Below are 12,667 nucleotides of genomic sequence, written 5' to 3' on the forward strand. Positions count from 1 at the left end.
TCTATTCTTCTTCTGCAGGCTGCTTTTCCTGTACCAGGGTCGTCCAGCTTCCGTCCTGCACAACAAGCCCTTCCCTCATGAGCTTGCCAATCGCCCGCTTGAAAGCCGACTTGCTTATATTAAACTTCTGTTTAATGATATCAGCCGATGTTTCGTCCGAATACGGCATGGCGCCGTCAGGCCGCTCCCGCAGAAAGGCAAGGATGCGTTCCGAATCCTCCAGCCTGCCCACTTCCTTGCGGGGAGTCATCGACAAATTGACCCGTCCGTCTTCACGGATGAACGTCACTCTGGCCCGGACACGCTCGCCCAGCCGCAGCAGCTTGGTCCGCTCCTCTGCAGGAATGAAGCCCATAACGCCAAAACCGACAACACCGCCGTCAATAAGTACAAAAGAACCAATCTTCAGCGTCTTGGTGACAAAGCCTTCCACCCATGTATTGCGCCAGGACTCCGGTGCGGAAAAAGCAAGCTCGGCAAGCTCTTCTTCAAAAGCCACTTTTGCCACGAGACGGCCGATTTTGTCATGGGCCAGGATCACATGCACTTCATCGCCGCGCTGGGGGCGCAGCTCCTTGAGCTCCGGCTGCTCGGACATTGGAAGCAGCAGCTGCCGCCCGAGTCCCATCTCCAGAAAAGCGCCGATACGCGGATGGATATCCGCAACCGCCAGACGGGCGACCTTGCCAAGCGTAATGAACGGCTGCTTCATCGTTGCCGCGATCCGGTCATCGGTATCATAAAATATGAAGGCTTCAACTTCATCGTCCACTTTCGGACGGTGACCGACAAGCTCGGTATAGTGAAGCAGCACTTCCGATTCTCCATCGCTCAAAAAATAGCCGTAGGGCGACACTTCGCGCGCCACCCTGAACTTCTGGATTGTACCGGCTATTAAACTCATGCAAACTCCACAACTTTCGCGTCGGACCACAGCCGCTCAATATTGTAATATTCACGTTCTTCCCGGTGGAAAACATGGACAACGACATCTCCGAGATCGATGAGCACCCACCGTCCCGAGTCCATGCCCTCAATTCCGCGCAAACGCGCGCCATTGGACTCCGCCTGCTTGCGTATTTCCGTTGTAATCGCCTGTACCTGCGTATCCGAATTACCGTGGCAGATCACAAAATAATCGGCCACAAGCGAAATGTTCTGCAAATTGAGAGCGACGATCTGATGCGCTTTTTTCTCCTCGGCCGCTGCTACTACGAGCTGCAGAAGTTTCTCTGGTTTTATGGTCATTGCTCAGCCTCCCTGGCTTTTAATAGTAAATCGTTGCGTGCTGCTATGGTGAGCGGGTAAATCCGCTTCCCTTGGGCCAGTAAATGAGTGATGGTGGAGTCAAATCCGGCGATCAGCGCCTTCTCCAAATGCTGTCCGGACAGCTCGCGAATTCGCTCCACTCCCGGAAAATCTCTTCCCGGCTCCATGTAGTCGGCCAGACAGACGATTTTGTCCATCCGCGTCATGTCTTCCCGGCCCGAGGTATGATAACGAATAGCATCCAACACCTCGGGGTCCGTGACGCCAAAGTTATGTTCGGCGACGTAGGCGCCAACAGGCGCGTGCCACAGCTCTTTGTCATACTTGAGCAGATCGGGGGGAAGGCCCTCCTTGCGGATAATGGCTTCCATTCGCGACGTTTGCCAATACTTCGCCACATCATGCAAAATCGCGGCGAGCTCTGCCCGCTCCGGATCTTCCCCGAAGCGCCGGGCAAGCACTACGGATGTCTCCATGACGCCAAGCGTATGCTTCCAGCGGCGCTCGGGCATCTCGGCCTGAACAGCGGCTATCATGTCATCACGATTCATATAGACCATTCCTTTTTATAAAAGAGTGGACCTTCTCCGGCACCATGAAACGGATGGATGAGCCTTCTGCCCTGCGCCTGCGGATATCCGTCGAGGAAAGTCCGATAAGCGGCATCTGCGTTATTTGCAGCCGGTCCAGAATGTAATCCGGAAGCTGCGATTTCTCAATTGCTTCTCCCGGGCGTTCCACACCGATGAAGTTGACCAGCTCCGCCAGTTCCTTGGCACGATGCCAGCTTGGAAGGTCGTTAATCCGATCCGATCCGATAATAATGCTGAACGATCGCTCCGGATTCTGCTCCAGAAGTGCCTCTACCGTATCAATGGTATAGCTCGTTCCGCCCCGCTCAAGCTCAATATCAAGGGCTCGGAAATGCGGTTGAAAGTCAATAGCCCGATATACCATTTCAAGCCTGGAAGGCCCTTCTGCTCCCGGCTCATTGTCTTTCAGCGGAGGCTGAAAAGTAGGGATGAACCATACCTCGTCAAGACCGCACGCCTCACGCGCTGTTTCCGCAGCGAGCAGATGCCCGTAATGAATCGGATCGAATGTTCCGCCCATTATACCAACTTTTATCAAGATGTCCGCTCCCTTCCGTTACCATGCGCCATCCCTATGACCCTCGCAAGGTTCGCGTATTAACTGTTTTTCGGCAGTACGATTGTTTTATAGTCTTTGGATTCCTTGTAAAGAACAATGGTCTTGCCGATCACCTGCACGAGCTCCGCTTCCGCTTCCTCCGCCAGCCATTCGCCCACTTCTTTTGGATCCTCGACAGAATTGTTCAGGACTGAAATTTTGAGTAGCTCGCGCTTCTCGATCGCTTCTTCCACATGGCGGACAAGATTTTCGTTCATTCCGCCTTTGCCCACCTGAAATACGGGCTGCAAATGATGCGCAAGTGCGCGCAAATGCCGTTTCTGTTTGCCTGTAAGCATGTTGATTGTTCCTTCTTTCGTCATATTAGCGTCCCGCGCTGAACGCATCAAGCACGGCCGAACGCATCGCCTCGACAGGAGCCTTGCGGCCTGTCCAGAATTCAAAGGCGTAGGCCCCCTGATAGATAAACATCCCGAGCCCCCCATGAATTCTGCAGCCCCGCTGCCTCGCCTCCGCCAGAAAGCGGGTCGCCATCGGGTTATAAATCAAATCGCTCGCGATGGCGCCGGGCACAAGCCAGCTGGCATCGACAGGCGTCTCATCGATCTTCGGATGCATCCCGAGCGATGTCGTATTAATTATGATATCTGCTTCGCCGCATGCTTCCCGCAGTGCTTCGCTGCCGATGGCCCGCAGAATGTCTGTTTGGCCTTCGAAGGCCAGGACCAGCTCCTCCGCCCGCTGCACCGTGCGGTTCGAGATCGTAATGCTGGCCGCTCCTTCGCGGGCCAGGGCATACACGATCCCTCTTGTCGCGCCGCCAGCGCCAACGATCAGTATCCGCTTCCCTGCCAAATTCGGCTCCGCTTCTTCCTTCAAGGACCGGACATATCCGATCCCGTCGGTATTGTAGCCAACAAGACGGCCATCATGGTTTACGATTGTATTTACCGCCCCTATGGCCCGGGCGCTCTCGTCAATCTCATCAAGCAGCGGCATGACAGCAAGCTTGTGAGGGATGGTGACATTCACGCCTCTGATTCCCATCGCCCGCACGCCAGCCACAAAATCAGGCAGCTGTGCGTCCTTAATATGAAAAGCCGTATAAATCCCGTTAATGCCCGTTTCCCGGAAGGCCCTGTTCATCATGACCGGTGATTTGGAATGATGGATAGGATCGCCGATGACACTGTACAAGCTGGTGTGGCTGTCCACAACATTTCCAGCCTGGTCGGATATCCCCGTAAAGTTGTCTGCTGTACTCACTGTCTTAGCCCACTCCTTCTCAAATCAGCGCTTCTCGCAGCATAACCCGTATGCCTTTGGGGGCGTAGACATCGAGAATCGCTCCCGACGTATCATTGATACGAATCCAGCCCAGACCGGAGATTACCACATCCATATCGGAGCCGCGTTTGATCGTCAATCGATGCCGTGTCCACGCCGGGATTTCCTCCAGCTGCTCTCTGGTCGGCGGAGCGAGCATCTCTCCCCGATGATCGGCGAACAGCTGATCGGCCCGCTCCAGCTTCGTCCGGTGAATCGGCAGCGCATTGGAGGTGTACAAGGTGAACGATTGTCTCGGACCCTGGGCAAAATCAAATCGGGCCAGCGACCCGATAAACAGCGTCTGCTGTTCGTTTAATTGATAAACGACCTGCTTGATCGGCTTGTCCGGCAGCAGCGCCTGCAGCACGCCGCGGGGAACCACTTCGGTCAACCGGTGATTATAGACGATGCCTGGAGTATCAATGATGTCATGTCCGTCATCAAGCGGAATATGCACGGCATCAAGCGTCGTTCCCGGATAGCGGGACGTGGTCAGCTCACGCTCAAGATCGCTGTAATCGCGGATGATCCGGTTAATCAACGTGGATTTCCCGACATTGGTCGCGCCTACGACATACACATCCCGGTCGCCGCGGTGCTCGGCCAACGCTTCAACCACACGTTCAAATCCGATGTTGCGCTTCGCGCTGCACAAAACGATATCCACTGTCCGCAGTCCCTGAGCCTTGGCTTGCCTTTGCACCCAGTTGAGCAGTCTGTTCATATTAATGCCTTTGGGCAGCAAATCCACTTTATTGACGACAAGCAGCACCGGATTATTGCCGACAAACCGCTGCAGCCCGGATATCAGACTGCCTTCGAAGTCAAATAAATCGACAATATGAACGACCAGGCTGTCGGTTGCGGCAATACCGCCGAGCAGTCTTAGAAAGTCGTCCTGATCAATGGCGACGGAAGCCGCCTCGTTATAATTCTTGATACGAAAGCAGCGCTGGCAGATTAAAGGCTCTCTCTCCAGCGCCGATTGCGGGATATACCCAAGCTTGTCGGCCGAATCCGTTTGCAGTTTGATTCCACAGCCTGCACAAGCGCCCAGCTCTAATTGCTCATTTGTCAAGACTTACGTTCCTCCTCGGGCCACAGCCCTTTTTTGCGCAAACGGGACAGGGCCACTCGTTCGATCCTGCGGTTGATCCGGGTCATGAACCCTTCATCGCCAGGCGATATCGGGCTGACAAGAATCGTGAACAGTCCCATCCGCCGGCCGCCGAGAACATCTGTCATCATCTGATCGCCAATGACCGCCGTTTGCTCGGCTGCCAGCTCCATTACCGTAAGTGCTCTGACAAACGCCTTGTTGGATGGTTTGCGGGCGGCATGAACAAACGGAATGCGCAGCGGGTCAGCGAATTTCGAGACACGGGTGCGGTGGTTATTCGATACGATGACGACCGTAAAGCCCAAATCGCGCACAACATCAAGCCATTTGACAAGCTCCGGTGTGGCGAGCGGCACTTTGGCGCCAACAAGTGTATTGTCCAGATCGGTTATGATCCCGAGAATGCCCTGTTCCTTCAAGGCATGCAAATCGATATCGTAAATGGTATTGACGCGCATATGCGGCAACAGCCGTTCAAACATATTTTCGACTCCCCTGTTATCGCTATCAGGAAAAACTATACCATACAAAGGGAATTTGTTGCAAAGCACGATTCTCCAGCCCGCCGTCGTCAGGCATCCCCTTGCAGAATCAAATAACCGGAAGGCATGCCGATGCCGTCCGGTTATTTGATCCATTATTTACCCGATACGCTCACGGATCAGCTTCACATTGCTGTCGAAACGGTCGGCTTCCTCCTGGGTCAGCATCTGGCTGCTGTACATCGCTTTCTCAAAGGTTCCCAGCACAACCTTGAACTCGGACTGCAGAAAGGTCAACCGCCCGGACCAATGAGTCATGGTTTCACGAACCGTTTCATTCGCCTGACGGTCAAGACCTTTTTTACGGCAGTATTTGATCAATCGGTTCGTTTCTTTCACAATCATCTCATTAATAGTGCCCGTACCGCGGCGGTAGCGGCGCAAAGCCGCAAGAATGGCACGCAGACGGAAAAGCACGATCAACGCAGCGATTACGGCTGCGCCTGCAATGTAGACCCAGACCGGCATTTTGAAGCTTTCCGCTGCCACAGGCTCATCAACGGCTGCAGGTACTTCGGGCTCAACCTCGGGAAGCGGGGCCGCTTTTTCCTCAGGCAGCAGGTAGGGATACAGGAAGCCCGCCGTCGGCTCGAATGGCAGCCAGCCGTATCCGTCAAAATAAACCTCTACCCACGAATGGGCATCCGCATTGCGCACCGTATAGGTGCCAGAGCCATCGGGATTAAGATCCAATCCCGGTGTGCCCTCCATCCCCATCATACTGGGATCGACCGCCATAGCCCCCGGAGCGTAACCTTTCACCCATCTGGCCGGAATGCCGGAAGCGCGGGTCAGCACTGCCATCGCGGTAGAGAAGTAATCGCAATAGCCCTCCCGTAACTCAAAGAGAAAGGAATCCACGAAATCGCTGCTCTCTTTCTTGGTCAAATCAGGCTCATTCGTATACGTATAGTTCAGCTGCAGATACGCCTCGATCGCCTTGGCTTTATCGTAAGGCGTTGACGCATCCTTGGTGATGGTTGCCGCTAGATCCCGGACACGCTGCGGAAGCTCCTCAGGCAGCTGGGTATACATGGGACTCATCTCGCTGTCGTCCCGGGCCGCCTTACCCTCACGCAGCGCCGGTTCGTCGAGCAGCGTTACTTCCGAGACAATCGAGTAGGTTTTGGGATAGCTGGCATTCCTCTGGGGTAATCTCAGCTCCCATGACTGCGGCATCCAGTTCAGACGGGGCAGCGAGCCCTCGCCGTCATTGACGGAAACCACGCTTGCTATCGGTCCCGCGCCAAACAATACGGGATACTTGTCATCGCGGAGCATGGTGAAGGTCTGTTCCACCTTGTCCGTCTGGACGGAATCCGGCTGCCCGATCGGCTGCAGCTGCTCATCCTTCGCTATGGAGCCGACCAATTCTTCCTGTCTTTCTCCCCTCGCTTCCTCCCAGCCGCTTCCATTATAGAAAGCCTTCGTTTCGCCGCGCCAATAGCTGCGTTTGGTGGTAGTAACCGTCATGACGGGAGAATAATCGAATTTGAAGCCGCCGCCCAATTCATCATCATTGCGGCTGTAGCCTGAGCGGCTGTCGCCGGTGTTCTTCGGTGCGGAGGAACTGACTCCCTTATCCCCCACAAAAGAAGGAACCGCTTCCCCTCTGGACTCTTTCCAGGCTGTATAGGGATCGGTCAGAATCGGCTTGATTGTCGGAACGAACAACCCCGCGCCCATGAAGATCGCGAAAATAAGCAGGACGGGCAGGAACAGGCTGAGCGGGTAATCCAGCAGATGGCGCCAGCTGTCCGGATGGCTTTGCTTGAAGCCTGAAAAATGACTGGCCACAAGCCAGGCAAGTCCCGTAAAGACGATCCAGGCGATCTCGTCCCACAAATAAATCGGCGTAAATAATGAATCCATAATGGTCAGGGAAAGAAGCGCCAAACCGACAATACCAATAATGCCGATACGCTTCATCCGGAAAACAAGGATTAACCGGAAGATCACCCATACTGCAAGGCTGATCCACAAAATAGGCGACAGCTGGTCGAACTGCGAACCGGCCCAATCCGCCCAGTCAGCTGCTTTTCGTTTATCTCCGATAAAGGAGACCCACTGAAAATCCGTAAATATAATATTGAGAACCAAAATCGCAAGCAGCTGCAACAGGCCTGACATGATTTTTGAAGGAAGGAATGCGACAAATAAAAAGGTGGTCAGGAGCAGCCCGTTAACGACCGCGAAAGTTTCTTCCCACCAATAATCTCCCAGGCAGCTGATCCATTGAAAGATAATGATGCCGGTAAACAAAGCCGACAGCTTCAAATACAAATCGGCCGTCAGCCATTTGACAAATCCGCGGGAAGGATTCATGCGGTCCCTCCTTCCAGGACGCCGGGAAGTTCCTGGAGAGCGCCAAGCGAATGCGCTGCGTAGCCGCTCCGCTGCAGCAGCCGCAGCCAGTCTGCGCCTTTGACCAGGGAATCTCCTATCCCCACAACATTGCTCGAGCCCTTAAGATGGATCAATACAGGCACGGTACCCTTGCGCTTCAACCATTCCATCGAACGCACCGCCTCTTCGCCGCCTTGCGGACTTACAATCACCACGAAAGACCCCGCAGGGATCAACGACGACGACTGTCTCAGCATCCGGTATAACGGAGTCGTTCCATCGGGCTGAACCTTCACGAGATGGTTCATGAGCATCAGACGGTGATCCGAGGACGATTGCGGCGCAAAGCTGTCCACACTCTCCCCTGCGGATACCAGACCGACTGCAGTAGCCCGCCGAAACCCGAATTCAAGCAGGGAAGCAATGACGGACACGCCGGTCTCGAACTGCTCCTGGTTCTCGTATGAACCTGAATAGCGGTCCAGCACAAACACGGTTCTGGGCAGGGATTCGCGTTCAAACTCCTTCGACTTCCATTGCCCGGTTCTTGCCGTAGCATTCCAGTGAATACGGGAGAGCCGGTCGCCATAGATATATTCGCGGACGCCGTTGATCTGAGTGGTCTCCTTCGCCGACAGACGCGATGAAGAGGTGGAATAGGGTCCTTTTACACCCAGCTTGAGCTGACGCCACTGCCGGATGGATACCATTCTCGGATAAACGCTGAAGGGAACGGAGGATTCAAAGGAACCCACATGCTCGAACAAGCCGAAAATATCGCGGGTCGAGCACTCTGTAGGCGCGAACTGATAAACGCCGCGCTCCAGCGGCGGTGTGGTATACGTGATTTCCCCCGCTCTCCGGTAGCTCGGCACGAACGAGGCTTCAAACGGAACCGAGCTGCCGTTCTGGCGGACAAGACGGTCGCGCACCAGAATATACGGTATCGGCCAAACGCCGGGAACCCGGATGGAAATATGCACTTCCATTCTTGCGCCCGCGGACAGCGTATGCTCGGATTGCGATACGCCTCCCGCCGCATTGGACAGACGGCGCATGCCCGTCACATTAGCGATTCCGCTCCACCTGCCCATCACAAGATAAAGCAGCAGTACATTCAAGATACAAAAGAGCATTAAGGATGTTTTGCCGCCCTGAAACAGCAGGAACAGCAGGGCGCCGATATAGATGATGCCAAACATCCGCCATCTGAACATCGTTGCTTTTGCTGTCAGCATATGCGTTATCGCTCCATCCGAACGGGCACGTTCGTTTCGCGAACGACTGTCTCAATAACTTCCTCCGCCGTTAGTCCATTCACTCTCGATTCGGTGTGAAGCATCATCCGATGCGCCAGTACGGGCGAAGCAAGCTGCTTGATATCGTCGGGAATGATATAATCCCGTTCCTGTAGGAAGGCGTTGGCTTTGGCCGCAGCCAGCAGGGAAATCGCCGCGCGGGGGCTGGCGCCAAGCTGCACGCCCTGATGCTCCCGGGTTGCACGCACGATGCGGATCAGATAATCGGCTACCGCCTCGTCCACATGCACCTTCTTCACGCTGCCCATTATGAGGGCGATACGCTCGATATCGGCGATGGGGAACAAGGAATCCGCAGGCGCAGAGGAGTTCGGGGAGAGCACCATCTGGCGCTCCGTCGCTTCATCCGGATAACCCAGCGTAATCTTCATCATAAAACGGTCAAGCTGCGCCTCAGGAAGGGTATAAGTGCCTTCGAATTCTATCGGGTTCTGGGTAGCAATCAGGACAAAAGGAACCGGAAGGGCGTAGGATTCGCCATCCACCGTCACATGCCGCTCCTCCATGGCTTCAAGCAAGGCCGACTGCGTCTTTGTCGTCGCGCGGTTGATCTCATCGACGAGCAGGAGGTTGGCCATCACCGGACCCGGCCGGAATATGAATGCTTCATCCCTAGGATGATAAATAGCGACGCCTGTAATATCGGTCGGCAGCAAATCCGGGTTGCATTGAATGCGCCTGAAATGGCCGCCGATCGTTCTGGCGAGCGCTTTCACAAGCTGGGTTTTCCCGGTGCCCGGCACATCCTCAAGCAGAATATGCCCGCCAGCAAGCAGAGCCACCATCAAACGTTCTATTTCTACTTTTTTACCCAGGATACAATTTTCCAGATTGCGGCGTATTTCATTGCATAACGTAAAGTCAGCGCTACGGTTGTCCATAGAAAAACCTCCCGGATGATGAAATGGAAACGGAATTGGAAATAGAAGAAGAAACAGCAGACGCCTCGGTACGAACTTTATACGGAAGTTCCCGCATTTAGTTGCGTACCCATTAGGAAGCGCAGCAAGTTTCTTCCAAGCGTGCTTATGAGAGAAAAGTTATTCCTGTCTAATACTTTAAAGATTGTTGATAAAAAATGCATCATGTTATTATTTTACAAAAGATACATCCTAACGTATAGCTGTATATCCAACAAAAAAAATTGGAGAATCCCACAGGGACTCTCCAATACACAGATTTTTGAACTGTCTCTTCCATTTATCCCTTGGGCTTGGCCACGAGCGCCGCGAGGAAAGAGAAGATGATCGCAGCAGAGATACCCGCACTCGTCACATCGAATATCCCGGTAATCACCCCGATCCATCCGTCGCGGTGAAGCTCTGTAATCGCGCCGTGCACAAGCGCATTGCCGAAGCTAGTTATAGGCACAGTCGCACCCGCACCGGCAAAATCAATGAGCGGCTCATACCAGCCCAGGCCATCCACTACAGCACCCACGACAACCAGTGTCGCCATCGTATGAGCCGGGGTTAATTTGGCAACATCAAACATCAGCTGTCCGATAACGCATATTGCGCCTCCAATAATAAACGCCCACAAGTAAATCATGATGATCTATGCTCCTTCCGGAATGTTAAAGTTAATTTGGCTGCTCGATTGAAACGGCATGGGCGATGCAAGGAATGCTCTCCCCCTGCTGATAAGAAATGGGAGACAAAAGCGCGCCGGTGGCGACCATGAGAATTCTGCGCAGCTCCCCCTGCTTCATGCGCTTCAGCAGATGGCCGTAAGTCACGACTGCGGAGCACCCGCACCCGCTTCCGCCAGCCTGTACCTGCTGCTTGTCCAGGTCATATATCATCAGGCCGCAATCATTGAATTCCGTCTGTTCCATCTGGACTCCGTCGCGCTTCAGCAGATCTCTGGCAATCGGAAATCCGACCGAGGCCAGATCGCCAGTAACGATCAAATCATAATCGCCCGGCTCGCGGCCCGTATCATTAAAATGGGTCTGGATGGTGTCCACCGCAGCAGGCGCCATGGCCGCTCCCATATTAAACGGGTCCTTAATGCCCAGATCGACGATTTTGCCGACTGTGGCGCATTCGATTACCGGCCCCTCCCCTTCGGCCGCCACTACCACGGCTCCGGCGCCTGTAACGGTATATTGGGCGGTCGGCGGTTTCTGCGAGCCGTATTCCGTGGGATAGCGGAACTGCTTCTCGACGGTGCAGTTATGGCTGCAGGTGCCGGCCAGAACATATTGTCCGGAGCCGGAATTGACGATCAATGAAGCGATGGCCAGCGATTCCATGGAGGTGGAGCAGGCGCCGAACACCCCCAGATAGGGAGCTCCAACGGTCCGCGCGGCAAAGCTGTTGCTGATGATTTGATTCATGAGATCGCCGCCGACGTAAAACTGCAGCTGCTGCTTGTCAATGCCTGCATGCTCCAGGGCAAAGTCCGAAGCCTGCTCCAGCAGAAGGCGCTCCGCTTTCTCCCAAGTTTTCTGCTGCATATCAAGCTCAGGATGAATCAGATCGAAGTCTGCTGCCAGCGGTCCATCCCCTTCATCGGGACCGACAACTGTGGCTGAACCGATTATGACCGGCCGTTTGTCAAACCACCACGTTTGCTTGCCTCGCAGCATGGTCAGTGTCCTCCAATCCCGAACACCCAGTAAATAATGCCGATGAAGAAAGCGGCGACTGTGCCAAAGACGATAACGGAGCCGGCAATTTTGAACATATTCCCGCCTACCCCCAGCACCATGCCCTCGCTGCGGTGCTCCAGCGCGGCCGAGCACATGGAATTGGCGAACCCGGTAACCGGGACCGCGGAGCCAGCTCCAGCCCACTGTGCCAGCTTGTCGTAAACACCCAGGCAGGTCAGGATAACCGAGATCAAAATAAGGATGGCTACCGTTGGATTCCCTGCTTCAATCGGTGTCATGTCGAAGGCATAAGCGAAGAAATCCTGAATCGCCTGACCGATCAGACATAAGCAGCCGCCCACCAAAAATGCTTTCAAGCAATTTTTCAGAACAGGCCGGGCCGGCTCGCGCGACTTGGCAAAGGCCTGGTACTCCTGGGGGGACATCGTCATTTTTTTGTATTTGCTTTTCTCTGCGCTCTTGGTTGTCATTGTTCACCCCGTAACCATTTTTCTGTATTTCACTTTACCTCGGGCGGCACTCCCATCCAATCCGTTTCACTGTTAGGAAGCAGCCGCTGATGCTTGTAGTATTTGTCAAGACAGGAGAGGTTATGCCAGTATATTTCAAGAAAAAGGGTCCGGAAACAGCAAGAACCGGCTGCGCCATCCTCTGGCGGCGCAGCCGGTTCTTTCCTTTGAACTTATAGCAGGTGACCGATGTGAAACAATATATGGTTAGTAAAACTCTCCGGCCGTAACCGGAGGGCAGCTATTCCCAATATCGCATGCAGCGCCTATGAGAAAGAAATTGCGAACAGCAGCAAAAGCACAAGCAGGACATACAGGACAAGCGCCAGCAGCAGTACAATTCGTCTGGATTGCCGCATAACAGACTCCTTTTTTGTTAAGACAGACATTTTACTCTATCCTATGCACAGAACACCCAAACCGGAGCTTATCCGCTCCATTAGCCGTCAATAAAGATTCCGGAC

Annotated in this window: 15 protein-coding genes; all 15 read right to left on the bottom strand. The window is 54.1% G+C overall.

The features are described from left to right. Position 1 precedes the first annotated feature (1 nt). The 15 genes from AC0YNV_RS11530 to AC0YNV_RS11600 all read right to left on the bottom strand — a co-directional run bounded on the left by AC0YNV_RS11530 (position 2) and on the right by AC0YNV_RS11600 (position 12,592). Positions 2–904: a CvfB family protein gene (locus AC0YNV_RS11530; RefSeq protein ID WP_210037752.1), complete on the bottom strand. Its 903-nt coding sequence runs from the start codon at positions 902–904 to the stop codon at positions 2–4. Then, a complete protein-coding gene (rsfS, locus tag AC0YNV_RS11535) occupies positions 901–1,248 on the bottom strand; it encodes a ribosome silencing factor (RefSeq protein ID WP_210037753.1) in 348 nt (115 codons plus the stop codon). The genes AC0YNV_RS11530 and rsfS overlap by 4 nt, the downstream gene beginning before the upstream one ends. Then, positions 1,245–1,820 (bottom strand): bis(5'-nucleosyl)-tetraphosphatase (symmetrical) YqeK, encoded by a 576-nt coding sequence (yqeK, locus tag AC0YNV_RS11540; protein WP_475768216.1) that lies wholly within the window; start codon positions 1,818–1,820, stop codon positions 1,245–1,247. The genes rsfS and yqeK overlap by 4 nt, the downstream gene beginning before the upstream one ends. Continuing rightward, the gene (nadD, locus tag AC0YNV_RS11545) at positions 1,810–2,397 is read right to left on the bottom strand and encodes a nicotinate-nucleotide adenylyltransferase (protein WP_475768421.1); all 588 of its coding nucleotides are present in this window, start codon (positions 2,395–2,397) and stop codon (positions 1,810–1,812) included. Before nadD ends, yqeK begins: the two co-directional genes overlap by 11 nt. A gap of 62 nt (positions 2,398–2,459) precedes the next feature. Then, a complete protein-coding gene (gene yhbY, locus AC0YNV_RS11550) occupies positions 2,460–2,759 on the bottom strand; it encodes a ribosome assembly RNA-binding protein YhbY (RefSeq protein WP_210037755.1) in 300 nt (99 codons plus the stop codon). Between the two features lie 25 nt (positions 2,760–2,784). Continuing rightward, positions 2,785–3,687 (bottom strand): shikimate dehydrogenase, encoded by a 903-nt coding sequence (gene aroE / locus AC0YNV_RS11555; RefSeq protein ID WP_475768217.1) that lies wholly within the window; start codon positions 3,685–3,687, stop codon positions 2,785–2,787. Between the two features lie 19 nt (positions 3,688–3,706). Further along, positions 3,707–4,828: a ribosome biogenesis GTPase YqeH gene (gene yqeH / locus AC0YNV_RS11560; protein ID WP_475768218.1), complete on the bottom strand. Its 1,122-nt coding sequence runs from the start codon at positions 4,826–4,828 to the stop codon at positions 3,707–3,709. After that, a complete protein-coding gene (locus AC0YNV_RS11565; protein ID WP_475768219.1) occupies positions 4,825–5,352 on the bottom strand; it encodes a YqeG family HAD IIIA-type phosphatase in 528 nt (175 codons plus the stop codon). The genes yqeH and AC0YNV_RS11565 overlap by 4 nt, the downstream gene beginning before the upstream one ends. Positions 5,353–5,511: 159 nt before the next feature. Beyond that, complete coding sequence (locus AC0YNV_RS11570; RefSeq protein ID WP_475768220.1) at positions 5,512–7,737, bottom strand: transglutaminase-like domain-containing protein; 2,226 nt, start codon at positions 7,735–7,737, stop codon at positions 5,512–5,514. Next, the gene (locus AC0YNV_RS11575) at positions 7,734–8,996 is read right to left on the bottom strand and encodes a DUF58 domain-containing protein (protein WP_475768221.1); all 1,263 of its coding nucleotides are present in this window, start codon (positions 8,994–8,996) and stop codon (positions 7,734–7,736) included. The genes AC0YNV_RS11570 and AC0YNV_RS11575 overlap by 4 nt, the downstream gene beginning before the upstream one ends. 5 nt (positions 8,997–9,001) lie before the next feature. Further along, positions 9,002–9,958, bottom strand: coding sequence for an AAA family ATPase (locus tag AC0YNV_RS11580; RefSeq protein ID WP_475768222.1), 957 nt, complete (start codon positions 9,956–9,958; stop codon positions 9,002–9,004). A 319-nt stretch (positions 9,959–10,277) separates the two neighbouring features. Beyond that, positions 10,278–10,628, bottom strand: a complete 351-nt coding sequence (gene spoVAE / locus AC0YNV_RS11585; protein WP_210037761.1) for a stage V sporulation protein AE — start codon at positions 10,626–10,628, stop codon at positions 10,278–10,280. 31 nt (positions 10,629–10,659) lie between these two features. Next, a complete protein-coding gene (spoVAD, locus tag AC0YNV_RS11590) occupies positions 10,660–11,670 on the bottom strand; it encodes a stage V sporulation protein AD (protein ID WP_475768223.1) in 1,011 nt (336 codons plus the stop codon). A gap of 2 nt (positions 11,671–11,672) precedes the next feature. Further along, positions 11,673–12,164: a stage V sporulation protein AC gene (spoVAC, locus tag AC0YNV_RS11595; RefSeq protein WP_475768224.1), complete on the bottom strand. Its 492-nt coding sequence runs from the start codon at positions 12,162–12,164 to the stop codon at positions 11,673–11,675. Between the two features lie 305 nt (positions 12,165–12,469). Then, positions 12,470–12,592, bottom strand: coding sequence for a hypothetical protein (locus tag AC0YNV_RS11600; RefSeq protein WP_475768225.1), 123 nt, complete (start codon positions 12,590–12,592; stop codon positions 12,470–12,472). Positions 12,593–12,667: the final 75 nt, after the last annotated feature.

This window comes from Paenibacillus sp. JT31N11 (assembly GCF_056269285.1).

Excerpts from the sequence above, each read along its gene's own strand:
- AC0YNV_RS11530 (WP_210037752.1), bottom strand. The coding sequence starts at position 904 with ATGAGTTTAATAGCCGGTACAATCCAGAAGTTCAGGGTGGCGCGCGAA.
- rsfS (WP_210037753.1), bottom strand. The coding sequence starts at position 1,248 with ATGACCATAAAACCAGAGAAACTTCTGCAGCTCGTAGTAGCAGCGGCC.
- yqeK (WP_475768216.1), bottom strand. The coding sequence starts at position 1,820 with ATGAATCGTGATGACATGATAGCCGCTGTTCAGGCCGAGATGCCCGAG.
- yhbY (WP_210037755.1), bottom strand. The coding sequence starts at position 2,759 with ATGCTTACAGGCAAACAGAAACGGCATTTGCGCGCACTTGCGCATCAT.
- AC0YNV_RS11565 (WP_475768219.1), bottom strand. The coding sequence starts at position 5,352 with ATGTTTGAACGGCTGTTGCCGCATATGCGCGTCAATACCATTTACGAT.
- AC0YNV_RS11570 (WP_475768220.1), bottom strand. The coding sequence starts at position 7,737 with ATGAATCCTTCCCGCGGATTTGTCAAATGGCTGACGGCCGATTTGTAT.
- AC0YNV_RS11575 (WP_475768221.1), bottom strand. The coding sequence starts at position 8,996 with ATGCTGACAGCAAAAGCAACGATGTTCAGATGGCGGATGTTTGGCATC.
- AC0YNV_RS11580 (WP_475768222.1), bottom strand. The coding sequence starts at position 9,958 with ATGGACAACCGTAGCGCTGACTTTACGTTATGCAATGAAATACGCCGC.
- spoVAE (WP_210037761.1), bottom strand. The coding sequence starts at position 10,628 with ATGATTTACTTGTGGGCGTTTATTATTGGAGGCGCAATATGCGTTATC.
- spoVAD (WP_475768223.1), bottom strand. The coding sequence starts at position 11,670 with ATGCTGCGAGGCAAGCAAACGTGGTGGTTTGACAAACGGCCGGTCATA.
- spoVAC (WP_475768224.1), bottom strand. The coding sequence starts at position 12,164 with ATGACAACCAAGAGCGCAGAGAAAAGCAAATACAAAAAAATGACGATG.
- AC0YNV_RS11600 (WP_475768225.1), bottom strand. The coding sequence starts at position 12,592 with ATGTCTGTCTTAACAAAAAAGGAGTCTGTTATGCGGCAATCCAGACGA.